The organism is Inhella sp., from assembly GCF_041912635.1.
GTDB lineage: Bacteria > Pseudomonadota > Gammaproteobacteria > Burkholderiales > Burkholderiaceae_C > Inhella.
The window spans coordinates 23,329-40,169 of sequence record NZ_JAYRMO010000026.1; the positions used below are offsets into that span (position 1 = coordinate 23,329).

Consider the following 16,841-nt stretch of genomic DNA (forward strand, 5'->3'; position numbering starts at 1 on the left):
TAAGGCGAAGCCCTTCCACACAGGCAGGATTGCCGCAGTGCGCACCCCAAGGGGTACGCGTGCGGGTCTTACATGTCCATGCCGCCCATGCCGCCCATGCCGCCACCCGGCATGGCCGGAGCAGCGTCTTCCTTCGGCGCTTCGGCGACCATGGCTTCGGTCGTCAGCATCAGCGAGGCCACCGAGGCGGCGTTCTGCAGCGCGGTGCGGGTCACCTTGGTCGGATCCAGGATGCCCATCTCGATCATGTCGCCGTAGGTGTCGTTGGCGGCATTGAAACCGTAGTTGCCCGAGCCGTTCAGCACGGCGTTGACGACCACGCTCGGCTCGCCACCGGCGTTGAACACGATCTCGCGCAGCGGCGCTTCGATGGCCTTCAGGACCAGCTTGATGCCGGCGTCCTGGTCGGCGTTGGCGCCCTTGATCTCGCCAGCAGCCTGACGGGCACGCAGCAGGGCCACGCCGCCGCCGGCGACGATGCCTTCTTCAACGGCGGCACGGGTGGCGTGCAGCGCGTCTTCCACGCGGGCCTTCTTTTCCTTCATCTCGACTTCGGTGGCGGCACCGACCTTGATGACGGCCACGCCGCCGGCCAGCTTGGCCACGCGCTCTTGCAGCTTCTCGCGGTCGTAGTCGCTGGTGGCTTCCTCGATCTGGATGCGGATCTGCTTGACGCGGGCTTCGATGTCGGCCGCGGCACCGGCGCCATCGATGATGGTGGTGTTTTCCTTGGCGACTTCGATGCGCTTGGCCTGGCCCAGATCGGCCAGGGTGACCTTCTCCAGCGTCAGGCCGACTTCCTCGGCGATGACCTTGCCACCGGTCAGGATGGCGATGTCTTCCAGCATGGCCTTGCGGCGGTCGCCGAAGCCCGGAGCCTTGACGGCGACGACCTTCAGGATGCCGCGGATGGTGTTGACCACCAGGGTGGCCAGGGCTTCACCGTCGACCTCTTCGGCGACGATCAGCAGCGGACGGCCAGCCTTGGCGACGGCTTCCAGCGTCGGCAGCAGGTCACGGATGTTGCTGATCTTCTTGTCGTGCAGCAGCACGAAGGGGTTGTCCAGCAGGGCAACTTGCTTTTCCGGCTGGTTGATGAAGTAGGGCGACAGGTAGCCGCGGTCGAACTGCATGCCTTCGACGACATCCAGCTCGTTGTTCAGGCTCTTGCCGTCTTCGACGGTGATGACGCCTTCCTTGCCAACCTTGTCCATCGCGTCGGCAATGATCTGGCCGATCGACTCGTCGCTGTTGGCCGAGATCGAACCGACTTGGGCGATTTCCTTGCTGGTGGTGGTGGCCTTGGAGGCCTTCTTCAGCTCGGCGACCAGGGCGGTGACCGCCTTGTCGATGCCGCGCTTCAGGTCCATCGGGTTCATGCCGGCGGCCACGTACTTCATGCCTTCGCGCACGATGGCCTGGGCCAGCACGGTGGCGGTGGTGGTGCCGTCACCGGCGTTGTCGCTGGTCTTGGAAGCCACTTCCTTGACCATCTGGGCGCCCATGTTCTGGAGCTTGTCCTTCAGCTCGATTTCCTTGGCCACGGACACACCGTCCTTGGTCACGGTGGGGGCGCCGAACGAGCGCTCCAGCACCACATTGCGGCCCTTGGGGCCCAGCGTGACCTTGACCGCGTTGGCCAGGATGTTCACGCCTTCAACCATGCGAGCGCGGGCTTCGCCGCCGAAAATGACGTCTTTTGCTGCCATGTGTCTATCTCCGAATTCAGTTCAGTGAGGCGGGTGCCGGATTACTTTTCAACGACCGCGAACAGGTCGTCTTCCTTCATCACCAGCAGCTCTTCGCCATCGACCTTGACAGTCTGGCCGCTGTACTTGCCGAACAGCACGCGGTCACCGACCTTGATGTTCAGGGCAACGAAATCACCCTTGTCATTGCGCTTGCCCGGGCCGACGGCCAGCACCTCGCCCTGGTCGGGCTTCTCGGCGGCGTTGTCGGGGATCACGATGCCCGAGGCGGTCTTGGTTTCGTTTTCCAGGCGCTTCACGATCACGCGATCGTGCAGGGGACGCAGCTTCATGGGTTCTCCTTGCAGAAAAAACGGAGCGGCGCGAGGTGGGGACCAGGGCCGCCGAACTGTTAGCACTCAATGGTTGTGAGTGCTAGTAGACGCAAGTATAGGGGCGCCTCTCCAGGCTTCAAGGGGGTGCCGAAACAAAACCGCCGGCGCACGGCCGGCGGTGGGGTGGGCGAAGTGAAGAGAAGGGGGCGGGTCAGCTGGTGAATCCCAGCGGCCCGCGCCGGCCGCTGCCGGCCGCCGGCAGGTCAGCCAGCTGCACCTCTCCGCGTGCGGCCAGCTTGGCATTGCCAAAGCCCGTCATCCAGGCGCGTCGCATCTCGCGGGGCGGCACGGCGGCCAGCGCATCCAGCACGGACTCCAGCGGCTCCTCGCCAAACTGCCGGCCCCACTCGTGTGCGCCGCGGATGTTCCGGTACAGCCGCCGGGCAATGCCGCGCGCCGCCTCGAAATCGGGCGCTTCGATCTCGTACACATTGCAGCGGTTCAGGATGGGCTCGGGGATGGCGCGGGCATCGTTGGCGGTGGCGACCCAGATCAGCTGGCTGGCGTCCAGCGCCACCTCGGCGAATTCGTCGGTGAAGGCGCGGGCGGTGTCGTGCTCAAGCAGGCTGTAGAGCGCGCCCAGCGGGTCGTAGCTGGCTTCGGCGGCGGCCTTGTCGATCTCGTCGACCACCATCACCGGGTTGGCGTACTGGCCGTCCACCAGGGCTTCGAAGACCTTGCCGGGCTTGGCGCCCTTCCATTGGCTGGAGGCGCCGCCGATCAGCCAGCCAGCGGTGAGCGAACTCATCGAGACAAAGCCCATGCCGGTGCCCAGCAGCTCGGCAAGCTGGCGGGCGAAGTGGGTCTTGCCCACGCCGGGCGGGCCGAGCAGCAGCAAGGGCGTGATCTCCAGGGCGTCGCCGCTGTCGGCGCACAGCGCAATCTGGCGCCGCACGTCGTCCAGCACGTCGTGGAAGTTCGGCAGCTCCTCGTAGAGCTCGGCCATCACCGGCAGGCCACTGGGCTTGACCTGGAAGCGCTGCGCGCCCTTGGACAGCATGCGCTCGTAGGTGGCCTTGAGCGGCGCGTGCTCCTGGGCGATGAGCTTGTCCAGCTTGGTCTGGACCTCCTCACAGTCGTAGACGGTACGCATCTGCGCCAGCGGGATGCGCGGGTGGGGGCAGGGCACACAGGCCAGGGCGGTACGGCTCATCAGCGCCTCCGGAAATCAGCGGACGCCTTCTTTTACGGACGCCGGGCCGATTTGTGAAGGCGGAGCAGCCCGCAGCGGGTCGATCCGGCGCGGCAGATGCACGCCCCGGCCGGGTTCAGCGCGCCGCCATGCCCAACACAGCTTCGGGCACGCTGCGGCTCAAGGCGTCCAACTCGGACAAATCGTCAAGACGTGCGCGGTCGGCATCCGTCAGCGTCTCTTCATCGGCGCCCAGCAGGGCGATGGGGGCCAGAAGCTCCGCCCATTCCGGGTCCTGGAAGCGGGCCGTCCAGGCCTGAGCATCCAGATCGACCGCCAGCATGAAGCCGGCGCACCAGTCCAACGCGTCCACCCATTCGCCCTCATCGTCCTCCGCCACGCTCAGGATGGGTTCCCAGGCCTGGGGGTTCTGGTGCAGTTCGTGGTCGAGCGCGCGCAGATGGCGCAGCACAGCCAGCACCAGGCGCTTGCGTTGCTTGCCGCTGGCAAAGGGGTCGGCATCAGCGCCTTCGCTGCCCCAGATCAGCGGCAGCCAGTCCGCGCCGGGGCGCTCGGCCAGCGGCTGCGGGCTCAGCAGAAGGCCGCACAAATAGCCGTCCAGGGCCTCGATGTTCAGGGCGCCGTCGCCGGGCAGATCGGCAAGCTGATCATCCAGGGCGGACAGCTCGTCGTCGGAGAGCGGATCGAGCGGCGATTCGGGTTGGTACTGAGGGAGCTGCATGGTGCAAGGCGCAATCGGGGAAAGCCGGATCTTCGCTGGCCGCGCGCTCTGTTGGAACTCAGCAACGTCGCCCGGCGCCGCGAGAGGCCGCCGTCACAATGCGCGCCAACCCTATTCCACCCGCAGGAGACCCTTGTGAAGAAATCGGCTTTCGCCCTTTGCACCCTGGCCGCAGCCATGGCCCCGGTCTGGGCCCAGTCCAGCGTCACCATTTACGGCGTTCTGGATGCCGGCGTCAGCCGCACCACCGGCCTGCTGGGCGGCGACAAGACCCATGTCATCAGCGGCATCATGGACGGCTCGCGCCTGGGCATCCGCGTCAATGAAGACATCGGCGGCGGCTGGCGTGCCCTGGCTGTGCTGGAAAACCGCCTCGAAGTGGATACCGGCTCCAACAGCAATGTGCCGCCCTCGGGCCAGCAGGTGCCTGACCGCTGGGGCAAGCGCGAGATCATCTTCGGCGCCACCCCGGTCGCCTTCGCCCTGCCCGCACAGATCCCGGCCCCGGTGGCCGCGCAACTGATCGGTGGCGCCACCGCCGGCCTGAATGGCGCGCTGCAGAGCGCCCTGGGCACCCTGGGTAGCGGCCTGGCCGCTTCGGCCTTCGGCGTCAACATCGGCAACGCCCGCTTCTGGGACCGTCAGGCCTTTGTGGGTCTGGTCACTCCTGCCGGCGCCATCATGGCCGGCCGTCAGTACACGCCGGCCTATGAAATCAACGCCACCTTCGATCCGCTGAACACCCAGTCCAGCCTGGCTGCCGGCCAGGTGGCCGCCGTACCGGCGGTGATCGACATCCGCCAGAGCAACTCGGTGCAGTACCGCATCCAGACCGGCGGCCTGACGGCCAACTTCATGGCCGCCGCCGGTGAGGGTTCCAGCTCGCAAGGCAGCTTCTACGGCGCCATGGCGCAGTACAAGAGCGGCCCCTTCGCCATTGGCCTGGGCTACAACACCAAGAAGAACGAGCTGGGCCAGCGTTCCTTGCGCACCCAGACCCTGGGCCTGTCGATGGATGTCGGCCCGGGCAAGCTGAGCTTCCTCTACAACGACGTCAGCGACCCGAACCCCTCGGGCTTGTCTGCGCTGCTGAGCGGCCTGACCAACGCACTGAACGGTCAGATCATCCCGGGCCTGCGTACCCAGATCAACGCCGCCTCGAACGCTGCGGTGCCCAACTCCAACCTGGGCACGGTGCTGGCTGCGCAGATCGATACCAACTCGCTGGTGGGCATGTATAAGCAGGCCTTCGTCATGGACGGCCAGGCCATGAGCATCGGCTACAAGCTGATGACCGGCCCGCACACCGTGTACGTGGCCTACAACCGCTTCGACGACAAGACCCGCTTCAATGCGGACACCGACTCGTACGGCGCGGTCTACACCTACTCGCTGTCCAAGCGCACCGACTTCAATGTCGTGATGACCCACTTCAACAACAAGGGGCTGGGCCAGGCTGCCCCGGGTCAGGCCGGCTTCCTGGGCGGTTTCACCGCCAAGGCGGGCGAGGACTCGAACAACTTCGCGGTCGGCATGCGTCACCGCTTCTGATTGCAGCGGCCGCAAGGCCGCGCAAGCGAAACAAGGGCAGCTTCGGCTGCCCTTTTCGTTTCAGCGCTGGCTGCGTGCCTTGCGGCCGTCGAAGGCGGCGAGCTGGGTTTTCAGCAGGGCCATCAAGACGCGGGCATTGGCCTCACTCATCGTCAGCACGCTGGCCGGGTCGATGTCGTCTTCATCCGGCCGCCGGGGGCTGACGAGGGCGTCGACGCGAAAGCTCACGCTGCCGTGGCTGGAATTGCTGGCGGACTTGAACTTCTGGACTTCGATCTGGTGCGTCTTCATGGCCATGGTCGGCACCTTCCTTACTTCACAAAACTCTGCAACTGGATGATGGGCTGCAGCACTGAGAGCACGATCACCATCACCACCGCACCCATCACCACGATCAGCAAGGGCTCCAGCAGCGTGGCCAGGGCCAGCGCGCGGCGCTGCACTTCGTTGCCGAGCTGACGGCCGGCGCGGCTCAGCATCTCGGGCAGCTTGCCGGTCTGCTCACCCAGGCGGGCGAACATGGCCAGCAGGCCGGGAAAGCGCTTCTTGCCGGCCAGGGCCGCGCCCAGCGGGGCGCCTTCGCGCACCTGCACCAGGGCGTCGAGCGCATCGGCCCGCATGGCACGGTTGGAGAGCGTTTCGGCCGCGGCCTGCAGGGCCTTGAGGATGGGCACCCCGGCGCCCGCCAGCATGCCCAGGGTGGCGGCAAAGCGCGCGCCGTTGTAGCCGCGCGAGAGCCGGCCCAGCAAGGGCAGGTTTAGCCAGGCGGCATCGAAGCGCTGGCGGAAGGCTTCGCCACGCAGCGCCAGCGCCAACGCGATGCCGCCGCCGGTCAGCGCCAGCAGCAACACCCAACCCCAGTTGCGCACGAAGGCGCTCAAGGCCAGCATGAAGACGGTGAGTGCCGGCAGGGCCTTCTTGGTGGTGGTGAAGGCCTGCGCCACCTGCGGCACCACGTAGGTGACCAAGAAGGTGACGATGACGATGGCGATGACGCTGACGATGGCCGGATAGGCCATCGCCCCCACCAGCTTGGCGCGCAAGGCCTGGCGTTCCTCCAGGTCGTCGGCCAGGGATTCGAGCACCGCGCCCAGGGCGCCGCTCGACTCACCGGCCGCCACCACGCCGCGGTAGACCTCGTCGAACTCGCGCGGTGCCTGGCTGAGCGCATGGGCGAAGGAGGCGCCGGCGTTGACCTCGGCCTTGAGCTGGGCGATCAGCTCGCGCTGGCGTGGGTGCTCGCCTTCGTCCGCCAGGGCGGTGAGCGCACGCTCCAGCGGCAAACCGCTGCCCACCAGACCGGCGAGCTGGCGCGTCCACACGGCCAAGCTGCTGCTGGAGAACACCTTGGCCTTGAGCGTCCAACGGCCCTCCTGACCACTCTGCTGCGCCACCTGCTCGACGGCCAGCGGGGTGAGCTTCTGCTCGCGCAGCAGGGCGCGTGCGGCGCGCGCGTTGTCGGCCTCGATCAGGCCGTTCTGCGTCTTGCCGGCGGCGTTCAGGGCTTCGTACTTGAAGGCGGGCATGGGTCAGCGGGCGATGACTTCAGTCGCGGGTCGCGCGCAAGACTTCTTCCAGCGAGGTGACGCCGGCCTTGACCAGGCGCTCGCCGTCCTCGCGCATCGAACGCATGCCCTTGGCTCGCGCCGCCGCCCAGAGTTCGGACTCGGCAGCGCGGTTGTGGATCAGGCCGCGGATGGCATCGTCGGCCACCATCAGTTCGTACACGCCGGTGCGGCCCTTGTAGCCGGTGTGGCTGCATTCCGGGCAGCCCACCGGGTGCCAATGGCCTTGCTCGTCCTGGCGCTTGCAGCTGCCGCAGAGCTTGCGCACCAGGCGCTGCGCCTGTACGCCCAGCAGGCTGGAGCTCAGCAGGAAGGGTTCGACGCCCATATCGGTCAGGCGGGTGACGGCCGAGGGCGCGTCGTTGGTGTGCAGGGTGGCCAGCACCAGGTGACCGGTCAGCGAGGCCTGGATGGCGATCTGCGCGGTCTCGAAGTCGCGGATTTCGCCAATCATGATGACGTCCGGGTCCTGGCGCAGGATGGCGCGCAGGGCCTTGGCGAAGGTCAATTCGATCTTGGCGTTGACCTGGGTCTGGCCGATGCCCGGCAGCTCGTACTCGATCGGGTCTTCGACGGTGAGCACATTGGTGCCGGCGGTGTCCACCGTCTGCAGCGCGGCGTAGAGCGTGGTCGTTTTGCCCGAGCCGGTGGGGCCGGTGACGAGCACGATGCCATGGGGCTGCGCGGTCAGGCGCTTGAACTGGCTCAGTACCGCGCCGTCCATGCCCAGGCCTTCCAGGCTGAACTTGCTCTCGCTCTTGTCGAGCAGACGCAGCACCGCACGCTCGCCGTGAGCGGAAGGCAGCGTGGAGACGCGCACATCGATGGCACGTCCGCCAATGCGCAGCGAGATGCGGCCATCCTGCGGCAGGCGTTTCTCGGCGATGTCCAGCTCGGCCATGATCTTCAGGCGGCTGATCAGCGCAGCGTGCAGCGCGCGGTTGGGCTGCACGATCTCGCGCAGCGAGCCGTCGACACGGAAGCGCACCGAGCTGCTGCGCTCGTAGGGCTCGATGTGGATGTCGCTGGCGCCGTCCTTGGCGGCCTGCGTCAGCAGCGCATTGAGCATGCGGATGATGGGCGCGTCGTTGGCGGCCTCGAGCAGGTCTTCCACCGCGGGCAGGTCCTGCAGCAGACGGCTCAGGTCCACTGCCGATTCCACTTCGCCCACCACGGTGGCGGCGCTGCTTTCGTTACCAGCATAGGCCGCGCTGATGCGCTCGCGCAGCCGCCCCGGGTCCTCATGTTCCAGGCGGTCGACGGCATGGAGACGCTGCACCTCGGACACGGCGCTGAGCGGCAAGGGCTGCGGGGCCCACAGGATCAGTTCGTCCTGGGTGTCCTCCAGCAGCAGCAGCTGCGCCTTGGCGAAGGCGTAGGGCAGGGGGTAGCGGCTGGTGGCCATCAGGGGGCGACCGGGCCGGTGGACTTGGGCGGCACGGTGGTTTGAGCGGGCAGGACCGGGGCGCCGGTGTCGGGCAGCACGGCTGTGGCGGCCGGCTGCGCCGCCTGCTGGTGCGCGCGGATCTGCTCGTAGCGGCTCAGAGTCAGGCCGGTGGCCTCGTCGGCCGTGCGCAGCACCGTGGGGCGCAGGAAGACCATCAGGTTGGAGCGCACGCGTTTGCGGCTTTCGCTCTTGAACAGATTGCCCAGCAGTGGAATCTTGGACAGGCCAGGCACGCCGTCGTTGCCGTCCGTGTATTCGTCCTTGATCAGGCCGCCCAGCACCAGCAGGCCGCCGTCATCCACCGTTACCGTGGTCTCGATGGCGTTCTTGTCGGTGATCAGGCCGGCGCTGCTGGAGCTGCCTGGCACCACCGACGAGTTCTCGTGATAGACCACCATGCGGATGGCGCCGCCTTCACCGATCTGCGCTTTGACGCGCAGCACCAGGCCGACGTCCTTGCGCTCAATGGTTTGGAAGGGGTTGGCGGCGTTGCCCGTACCGCCGGTATTGGTGAAGCTGCCGGTCACGAAGGGCACGTTCTGGCCGACGACGATCTTGGCCTCCTCGTTGTCCAGCGCCACCAGATTGGGCGTGGAGAGGATGTTGGCGCCGGTCTCGGTTTCCAGGAAGTTGGCCAGTGCGGCCAGTGTGAAGCGCTCGCCCACCTTGTGCGCCAGACCCAGGTTCAGGCCGGCCGAGGGGCCGGTGCTGGGCAGCGTGCCTCCCTTGGCGGAAATCACGCTGGCAATCAGGCCCAGGATGTTCGAGTTGCCGCTGCCGAAGTTAGTGCCGGAGATGCCGCCGGTCTTGCTGTCGGTGCCGAACAGGTGCTGCCATTGCACGCCGAACTGGCCGGCCTTGCTGGCATCCACCTTGACGATCATGGTTTCGACGTAGACCTGAGCACGGCGGCCATCGAGCTGGTCGATAACGGCGCGGACCTGTTTGTAGAGCGGTTCCGGCGCCGTGATGATGAGCGAATTGGTCGAGGGATCGGCCTGGATGAAGCCGCCGGTCGAAGGGCCCGCGGATTGCGCGACCGGGGCCGTGGCCGCAGCACTGGTGGCACCGCTGTTGTTGCCCGCATTGGCCAAATTGGGCATTTGCGGCTGAGCCGCCGCGCCCACCGCTGCAGCAAAGCCCACCGCGCCGCTGCTGCCGCCCGAACTGCCGCTGCTCTGGGCGCCGAAGGCCGCCCGCAGGACCTGGGCCAGCTTGGCGGCGTCGGCGTTCTTCAGGTAGACGACGTGGATGCCCCCTGTGGCGCCGCCACCCGGGCGGTCCAGCTTCAGCACAAGGGCCTTCAGCGCCTCCAGGCGTGCGGCATTGGGGGCGCGCAGGATCAGGGTGTTGGCGCGCGGGTCGGCAATCACGCTGGTGGTGCCGCCAGCGCCCGGCGCGGCGCCGGGAATGGCCGCGCCTTCGCCAAGCTTCTGCACCAGGCCGGCAATGTCGCTGGCTACCGCATGCTGCAGCGGCACGACCTCGACATCCGAGCTGGCGGGGCTGTCGAGCGCCGCCACGATCTTGGCAATGCGCTTGAGGTTGTCGGCGTAGTCGGTGATGACCAGGCTGTTGTTACCCGGGTTGGCGTTGATGGTGTTGTTGACGTTGACCAGGGGCCGCAGCACCGCCACCAGGTTGTTGGCGTTCTCATGCTTGAGCAGGAAGACCTGGGTCAGGATCTGATCACCGCGCACCTTCAGCTCGTCCACCGCCACCGTGGTGGCTTGCAGCTTGGCGTCGGCCTCGGGCAGCACCTTGAGGATGCCGGCCACGTCCACCACTGAGAAGCCCAGGCCGCGCAGCGCCGCCAGGTACTGCGCAAAGGCGTCCTGGGCCTTCAGCGGCTGCTCGGCATAGAGCGTGATGGTGCCCTTGACGCGCGGGTCGACGAGGATGTTGCGGCCCAGCAGATTGCCCATCGCGCGGCTGACGGCCTCGATGTCGGCATTGACGAAGTTCAGCGCCACCGGGGCGTCGGACTTGAGCGCCGGGCCAGTGGCCAGCGCGGGCAGCGTGGGCAGGGCCAGGCTCAGGCCCAGCGTGGCGGCGCGCAGCAGGGTGATGGAGGTCTTCATCGTCATCCGATCGTGATCACCGAGCGCTCGCCCTGGCGGCGGCCGATGATGTTCAGCAAATTGTTCAAGGCCGCTTCCTGGCCCGGGTTGGCGCGCGCTTCGCCCTGGAACTGCAGGCGTCCTTCCAGGCGGCCGCTGCCCTGCAGCTGCAGCGCGCCTTCCAGGGTCTGCAATTGCAGCTGCACCGGGCCCTGCGGCACGGCCAGCAGCTGCAAGCGGTAGCTGCCCAGGCTGGGCAGGGTGGAAAGACGCGAGCCGAACTGGTGCAGCTCCAGGTCCAGTTGACCCTGCGGCTGCCAGCGGCCGCCCTGGTATTCGAAGGCTGCTGCCTGGGCCGAGAGGCGCAGCTGGCCGCTGGGCTGCAAGGTGTTCCAGGGCGTGCCCAGGCCGTTCAGCCAGGCGGCCGGCAGGCGCAGCAGCGGGCCCTGCTGCTGCGGCAGTTCCACGCGCAGGCGACCCCAGCTGGGCTTGAGCGGCAGCGCCAGCTCGCCGGCACTGCAGCAGTCCAGGTTCAGGCGCAGCTGCGGGCCGCTGCGCCAGCTCAGGCGCCAGTGCAGGCGACCGGGCAGGCGGCTGGCGTCGCGGCTGCCCGCGCCACCGCTCAACACCAGGCCAGCACTGCCGCGCCACAGGCTGCCGCGCGGCTCCACCAGCTGCAGCCGCCCTTCGCTGCCCTGGGCCACCCAGCTGCTGAGCCAGCGTGCCGGGGCCTGCCAGATCAATGCGATGAGCAGGCCGCAGACCAGGCCGATCACGACCCAGCGCTTCGTCACAGCCCACCCCCGAGCGCCAGCACGATGTGGCCGCTGTAGCCCCGCGGGCCGCGCTGCAGCTGGGCCTCGATGGGACGGGCGCGGGCGCTGCTGCGCACCTCGGCCAGCCAGCGGTTCAGGGCCTCGCCGTTGAGTTCGGTGACGCTGACGCGGGCGCGTTCGCCCTGCAGGTCCAGGCGTGCGCCGGGGCCGAGGAAATCGGTGGCGGCCTTCAAGGCCTGCTGGGCCTGGGCCGGCGGCACGGCGGGCAGCTGGCGCAGCTGCTGCGCCTCGGCTGCCCATTGCTGCATCTGCTGCAGCTGGGCCTCCAACTGGGATGCTTGGGCCGGGCCCTGACGCAAGGTGCGCCAGGCGGGCTGGATGCCAAGCCAGAACAGGGCCAGCACCAGCAGGGCAGCCGCGGCCAGCTGCAGGCCCAGGCGCTCGCGCGGCGCCAGGCCCTGCCACTGTTGCCGGGCGCGGGCCCAGGCGGGTTGCAGGGCGGTGGGCAGACGGGGGGCGTTCATGAGGGAATCAATTCTTGGCGCGGCGCAGGATCAGCCGGCCCTGCTCGTGGGCCAGGCTCCAGCCTTCGCTGGCCAGGCGTTGGCGCAGCAGCTCGATCTGGGCCTCGGTCCAGCCCGCGCTGGCCAGGCTGAGCTGGCCGGGTTCGAAGCCCAGGGCCTCGGCGGGGCCGCGGTCCTCGGGCCAGGCGCTGGCGGCGGCGGCCAGCAGCGGCTCCAGGTCCTGCGGACCCAGCGCCCCGGCCTGCGCGCGCAGCAGGTCCATCTGGCGCTGCATCTGCACCGGCGCATCCAGCACCGCGCGCACCTGCGGGAAGGTCTGGGTCAGGGTCTGGTCGATGGCCAGCTGCTGGCTGCGGATCTGCTGCCGCTGCTGCCACGCCAGCGCATTCAGGCCAACCAGCTGCAGGCCCAGCAGGGCCAGCAGGCCGATGCGCACCGGCCGCCAGGCCGGCTGCATGAAGCGGTGCAGGGCCTGGTGGATGCGCTGCAGGCCCTGGATGCGCGGGCGTAGCTCGAACTGGCGCAAGTCCCAGCCCGAGCCCAGCGCATCCAGCGCGAACTGGGCGCGGCTGCGCAGCGGCAGGGCCTCGCCCGCGGCGCCCAGCTGGGCGGTGGCCGCGGCGGCCACTTCGGGCTCGGCGCTGCACTGCGTGCCTGCGGGCAGCAGCGGGGCCGGGCCGCGCAGCGGCCGCAGCAGCAGGCCCTCGGCCTGCGCCAGCAGCAGCAGCGGGGCGCCTTGCTCGTCGGCCAGCACATGGGCGCGCGGGGTTTCGTCTGCCGAAGCCAGCGGAGTGCCGGGCGGCACGATGCGATCCACAAAGCGCTGCGCCGCTTCCAGGGTGGCCACGGCCTGCTCCAGCGGCGCGCGGGCGGTCACGCAGACCCAGAGTTCCTGCCCCGGTGCGGCGCCCGGTGGCAGCGCGAAATGCAGCTGCTCCGGTTCTTCCAGCAGCTGTTCTTCCAGCAGCCCGGCCAGCGCGGCGCGCCAGCGCGCGGCGGGCGCGCGCGGCAGCGTGGCGCGGTGGAAGCTGCAGTCCAGCGCATGGGGTTGCAGCACCAGTTGATCGGCCTTGGGCAGGGCAGCGGCGGGGCTGCGGCCCTGCTCCAGGGTGTCACCGCGCTGCAGCACCCAGTCGAACTCCGACGCCCGCGCCGTGGCGCCGGCCCGGGCGCTGCGTGCGCCGGCCTGCAGGCGTTCTCGGGGTGGCAGCAGGATCAGCAGGGTGCTCATGAAGGAATCAGGCGTCGGCCCGCAGGGGCTGGAAGGGCTCGGAGCAGAGGGCGGGCGATTCTAGGGAGCGCCCAGGGCGCCGGTCTGGGTGCTAGTACCGGGTGGCGGGCTGACGCGTTCGCGCCAGAGCAGCTTGACTTCGGAGTCGTTGGTGCGCTGCACCAGCGAGCGCTGTTCCACCACCCGGTCGTCCAGGCGCAGCCGGCCGGTGACGAGGAAGTGGTCGCTCTTGACATCAATGCGCTTGGCGTCCACGCCGCCCTCTGCGGCGCGCCCCAGCACCCGCTGGATCTCGGCGACGTTGCGGAAGGGTTGAGTGCGCCGCTGCTGCACCAGGCGCTCGGCGGTGGCGAGGTCCATGTTGTCGAACAGCGCCGCCAGCACCTCGCGCGGCGCCGTGTTGACGTTGACCGGGCTGGGCTGCGGCAGGATCACCACCCAGGGCTCCAGCGCGCGCACCGCATCCGGCGGCAGGCCCAGCCAGGCCAGTTGGGCCACGGTCTGCGGGCGCATCGGGGCGTCGGCGCTGTCGTCGCTGGCCTGTAGGGCGCGGTTCAGTTGCTGAACAAACTGCTCGGCCATGTCGGCCGGCAGGCCGGCGGACTGGAACAGGCGCCCCACGGTGCGCTTTTCCAGCGCCGGGATGTCCTTGCTGCTATCTATCAGGTTTCTGAGGTTGTAGCGCGCCTGGGCGTCGTCGATGCGGCCGGACAGAAAGGCCTCGGGGCCTTCATCCTCCTTGGCGTTCTGCTTGTCCGCGGCCAGGAAGGTTGACAGGCGTGCCTCGGCCAGGGGCACGGCCCAGACCTCACCGAGATGATCGACCGGCTCGCTGGTATTGGCGCGTTGGTCCTCGCGCAGGATCAGGCGGGCCCAGTCCAGCGCGCCCAGCAGCACCCAATGCGCCTGGGCGCGCGCGCGGTCCGCCGCTTCCAGGTGCACGGCGCGCAATTGCCGCCACACCATGGCCGCGGCCAGAGTGGCCACCAAGCTGACGATGAGCAAGGCGGTCAGCAGGGCCGCCCCGCGCTGGCGGGTTCGCATCAGGAAGCCCCCAGCAGGACCTGGCGCACCAGGGGGCCGCCGAACTGGCCGGGTTCGAAATCCAGCTGCATGCGCACGGCCTTGGGCAGAGTGGCGCGGGTGGGGCCCTGCGTGCCTTGACCGGCCTGGCCACCTTGACCCCCTTGACCACCTTGAGGGTTCTGCGGGTCAGGCTGCTGCGGCTTGCTGCCGGCCTCGCGCTCCCGCTTGTCGCGTAGCGCCGCGTCTTCCACCAGGTCGCCGCTCGACTGCGCATTGGCCCAGGCATTGTTGAAGTAGTAGGCCATCTGCCAGCCGGCCACGCCTTCCAGGGTGCTGAGCGAGCGGCTGGCCAGCGCCAGCGGCTGCTGGCTCTCTTCGAAGCTCTGCCGCAGCGCCTGCAGATTGCGCACCGGCGCACTGGCCCAGCGCTGCAGCTTGCCCTCGGCCAGCCACCACACCACCACCTGCAGGCCCTCGGGCTGGCGGCGTGTCAGGCGCAAATGCCGGCCGTCGAAGCGCAGCGCCGGGATCAGCTGGGTGTCCTGCACCTGCTCCAGGTCCTGCTGCCACTGCGCCATCACCGTGTGCAGGCGGGCGCTGCGGTCCAGCTGGGCCTGGCTGATGTCGCGCGCGCGCAGCATGCCGTCCACGCCGCGCCAGGCCAGGGTGGCCATCAGCGCCAGGATCAGCAAGGCCACCAGCACCTCGACCAAGGTGAAACCGCGTCGCATCAGAAGCGCCCCACGATGGTCGACAGCGTCAGCAGGCTGGCGTGCTCGCCGCTGCCGACCACGGCATCCACGCGGCGGAAGTTCGGGTTCGGCGTGGCCTGCACCTGCAGCCGGCCCTGCAGGCTGCGGCCGAGCTGCTGGCACTCGAATCGGCTTTCGCCCACGCCCGGGAACTGGCGCGACAGGCGCAGCTCCACCAGCTGGTTCTCGGCGCACCACTGGGCGGCGCTCATCAGCTGGAAGCGCTCGGCGTTGTCCGTCAGCGCGCCGGCGGCGCGCATGCCCGCGCCCAGGGCCACGGCCACCAGGGTCAGGGCCACCAGCACTTCGATCAAGGTGAAGCCGCGTGCGGGTTTCATTCCACTGCCTGGCTGCTGAAGGGGGCCAGGCCATCGGTGGCGATGCGCAGCTGCCGCGGCCCCAGGCTCAGGCGAAGGGCCTGCGGCGGAATCAGGGGCTCGGGGCCGAGCAGCAGCTCGGTCTGGTTGCCTTCCAGCAGCACCGCCGGCGGGTCGCCCAGCCATTGCGTGGGTAGGCTTTGGCGCTCGCTCAGGCCGAGGAAGCGGAAATGCCGGCCCTGGCTGTCCGGCCCGGGCCGCCAGCGCACGATTTGGCCGCTGGCGCGCGCTTCGGCGCGCGCCATTTCCAGCAGCGACACCAGTCGTTCGCCCTCGCGTTCCAGCTGGCTGGCGGCGGGGTCGCGCAGGGCCATGCTGACCGTGACGCTGGCGATGGCGATCAGCATCACCACCACCAGCAGCTCGATCAGGGTGAAGCCGCGGCGCTTACTGCCAGGAGCCAATGTCGGCGTCCGTGCCTTCGCCGCCCGGGCGGTTGTCGGCGCCCAGGCTGAAGACATCGATCTCGCCCTTCACGCCGGGGTTGGCGTACTGGTAAGGGTGGCCCCAAGGGTCCTTGGGCAGCTTCTCGATGTAGGGCCGCCAGTTGGGTGGGATGCTGCCCACGGTGGGCTTCTGCACCAGAGCTTCGAGGCCTTGCTCGGCACTGGGGAAGCGCTGGTTGTCCAGCTTGTACATCTTCAGGTTCTGCATCAGCTGGGCGATGTCGCCGCGCGCGGCGGTGATGCGCGCGTCGTCCGCGCGGCTGAGCAGATTGGGCACCACCATGGCGCCCAGCACGCCGATGATGACGATCACCACCAGCAGTTCGATCAGGGTGAAGCCGCGACGGCGCGCGCCGGGACCGGAGTAAACACGCATGGAATCAAGGGCCACGGCGGCCAGCTCAAGGGAGTCGGCTCATGATAATCGGCGGCCATGAGTGAACGAATTGCTACCTTCCTGGTGTGGACGTTGGTGGGCTGCAGCGCCGGCGCGCTGGCTCTGCGCCTGTGGCCGCAGGGCTCCGCCCCCGCCGTGCCGCTGGCCGCGAGCGAACGCCTGGCGGCGCCTTCGCTGGATCGACTGCTGGGGCCGAGCAGCCCGCCCCCCGAGGCCGCGCAGGCCCCGGCCGCGCCGGCCGATGCCCGCTTCCAGCTGCTGGGCCTGGTTGCGGCGCGTCAGCCCGAACGTCAGGACCGTGAAGGCCTTGCTCTGCTGGCCGTGGACGGCGGCACGCCGCGCAGCGTGCGCGTCGGGCAGGTGGTAGAGGGTGACTTGCAGCTGCTGCGCGTCGAGCCCACCGGTGTCTCGCTCGGCCGCCAGGGCGCGGTGCAGGTGCAACTGCGCCTGGACCCGCCGCCTCCGGCCGCCCAAGGCAGCCTGCCCAGCCTGAGCCTGGCGCCGGTGCCAGGCGCGCCCCAGGGGCTGCCGATGGCACCGATGGCGCAGCCCACGCCCGGGGCACCGCCCGCCGCCTTCGGCGCGCAAGCGCCGCAGCCGGCCGCCAACCCGGCACCAACGGCCTTCGGCGCGCCGCCCCAGGCGGCTCCGCCCATCAGCGGCCCCATGCCAGCTCCTGTCGACGGCCTGCCGCGCCGGCGCAACCCGGTGGAAACCTTGCGCTAGCCGGTC

18 protein-coding genes are annotated in these 16,841 nt (G+C 69.1%); 2 read left to right on the forward strand and 16 right to left on the reverse strand.

Features of this window, described 5'->3' with window-relative positions; all coding sequences use genetic code 11:
• Window positions 1-68: 68 nt before the first annotated feature.
• The 4 genes from groL to ACE3QP_RS15305 form a co-directional block, all read right to left on the reverse strand.
• Entirely contained in the window at window positions 69-1,709 is a 1,641-nt protein-coding gene (groL, locus tag ACE3QP_RS15290) for a chaperonin GroEL (protein ID WP_374437349.1), read from the reverse strand.
• A gap of 41 nt (window positions 1,710-1,750) precedes the next feature.
• Window positions 1,751-2,041 carry a co-chaperone GroES gene (groES, locus tag ACE3QP_RS15295; RefSeq protein WP_128197167.1) on the reverse strand — a complete coding sequence of 97 codons (291 nt, stop codon included), beginning with the start codon at window positions 2,039-2,041 and terminating at the stop codon, window positions 1,751-1,753.
• Window positions 2,042-2,234: 193 nt separating this feature from the next.
• Window positions 2,235-3,236 carry an AAA family ATPase gene (locus ACE3QP_RS15300; protein WP_374437350.1) on the reverse strand — a complete coding sequence of 334 codons (1,002 nt, stop codon included), beginning with the start codon at window positions 3,234-3,236 and terminating at the stop codon, window positions 2,235-2,237.
• 115 nt (window positions 3,237-3,351) lie between these two features.
• Window positions 3,352-3,957: a UPF0149 family protein gene (locus ACE3QP_RS15305; RefSeq protein WP_374437351.1), complete on the reverse strand. Its 606-nt coding sequence runs from the start codon at window positions 3,955-3,957 to the stop codon at window positions 3,352-3,354.
• Window positions 3,958-4,092: 135 nt separating this feature from the next.
• Between ACE3QP_RS15305 and ACE3QP_RS15310 the strand changes: the two genes are divergently transcribed.
• Window positions 4,093-5,508: a porin gene (locus tag ACE3QP_RS15310; protein ID WP_374437352.1), complete on the forward strand. Its 1,416-nt coding sequence runs from the start codon at window positions 4,093-4,095 to the stop codon at window positions 5,506-5,508.
• A 60-nt stretch (window positions 5,509-5,568) separates the two neighbouring features.
• Here the strand turns inward: ACE3QP_RS15310 and ACE3QP_RS15315 are convergent, their stop codons facing one another.
• The 12 genes from ACE3QP_RS15315 to gspG are packed head-to-tail and all read right to left on the reverse strand — an operon-like array spanning window position 5,569 to window position 16,088.
• Entirely contained in the window at window positions 5,569-5,805 is a 237-nt protein-coding gene (locus tag ACE3QP_RS15315; protein WP_374437353.1) for a hypothetical protein, read from the reverse strand.
• Between the two features lie 14 nt (window positions 5,806-5,819).
• Window positions 5,820-7,034 (reverse strand): type II secretion system inner membrane protein GspF, encoded by a 1,215-nt coding sequence (gene gspF, locus ACE3QP_RS15320; RefSeq protein ID WP_374437354.1) that lies wholly within the window; start codon window positions 7,032-7,034, stop codon window positions 5,820-5,822.
• Window positions 7,035-7,053: 19 nt separating this feature from the next.
• On the reverse strand, window positions 7,054-8,478 hold the full coding sequence (gspE, locus tag ACE3QP_RS15325; protein WP_374437355.1) for a type II secretion system ATPase GspE: 1,425 nt from the start codon (window positions 8,476-8,478) through the stop codon (window positions 7,054-7,056).
• Window positions 8,478-10,601 (reverse strand): type II secretion system secretin GspD, encoded by a 2,124-nt coding sequence (gene gspD, locus ACE3QP_RS15330; protein ID WP_374437356.1) that lies wholly within the window; start codon window positions 10,599-10,601, stop codon window positions 8,478-8,480. Before gspD ends, gspE begins: the two co-directional genes overlap by 1 nt.
• 2 nt (window positions 10,602-10,603) lie before the next feature.
• Window positions 10,604-11,374, reverse strand: coding sequence for a type II secretion system protein N (gene gspN / locus ACE3QP_RS15335; protein ID WP_374437357.1), 771 nt, complete (start codon window positions 11,372-11,374; stop codon window positions 10,604-10,606).
• On the reverse strand, window positions 11,371-11,880 hold the full coding sequence (gene gspM / locus ACE3QP_RS15340; protein ID WP_374437358.1) for a type II secretion system protein GspM: 510 nt from the start codon (window positions 11,878-11,880) through the stop codon (window positions 11,371-11,373). The genes gspN and gspM overlap by 4 nt, the downstream gene beginning before the upstream one ends.
• 7 nt (window positions 11,881-11,887) lie before the next feature.
• Window positions 11,888-13,111 carry a type II secretion system protein GspL gene (gene gspL, locus ACE3QP_RS15345; protein ID WP_374437359.1) on the reverse strand — a complete coding sequence of 408 codons (1,224 nt, stop codon included), beginning with the start codon at window positions 13,109-13,111 and terminating at the stop codon, window positions 11,888-11,890.
• A 60-nt stretch (window positions 13,112-13,171) separates the two neighbouring features.
• Entirely contained in the window at window positions 13,172-14,155 is a 984-nt protein-coding gene (gene gspK / locus ACE3QP_RS15350) for a type II secretion system minor pseudopilin GspK (RefSeq protein WP_374437360.1), read from the reverse strand.
• Window positions 14,155-14,868, reverse strand: coding sequence for a type II secretion system protein J (locus ACE3QP_RS15355; RefSeq protein WP_374437361.1), 714 nt, complete (start codon window positions 14,866-14,868; stop codon window positions 14,155-14,157). The genes gspK and ACE3QP_RS15355 overlap by 1 nt, the downstream gene beginning before the upstream one ends.
• Window positions 14,868-15,227: a type II secretion system minor pseudopilin GspI gene (gene gspI, locus ACE3QP_RS15360; RefSeq protein ID WP_374437362.1), complete on the reverse strand. Its 360-nt coding sequence runs from the start codon at window positions 15,225-15,227 to the stop codon at window positions 14,868-14,870. The genes ACE3QP_RS15355 and gspI overlap by 1 nt, the downstream gene beginning before the upstream one ends.
• Window positions 15,224-15,727 carry a Tfp pilus assembly protein FimT/FimU gene (locus tag ACE3QP_RS15365; protein WP_374437363.1) on the reverse strand — a complete coding sequence of 168 codons (504 nt, stop codon included), beginning with the start codon at window positions 15,725-15,727 and terminating at the stop codon, window positions 15,224-15,226. Before ACE3QP_RS15365 ends, gspI begins: the two co-directional genes overlap by 4 nt.
• A complete protein-coding gene (gspG, locus tag ACE3QP_RS15370) occupies window positions 15,654-16,088 on the reverse strand; it encodes a type II secretion system major pseudopilin GspG (protein ID WP_374437364.1) in 435 nt (144 codons plus the stop codon). The genes ACE3QP_RS15365 and gspG overlap by 74 nt, the downstream gene beginning before the upstream one ends.
• Before the next feature lie 57 nt (window positions 16,089-16,145).
• On the opposite strand from gspG, the gene ACE3QP_RS15375 reads away from it, so the two are divergent.
• Entirely contained in the window at window positions 16,146-16,835 is a 690-nt protein-coding gene (locus ACE3QP_RS15375) for a hypothetical protein (protein WP_374437365.1), read from the forward strand.
• The last annotated feature ends 6 nt before the right edge of the window (window positions 16,836-16,841 follow it).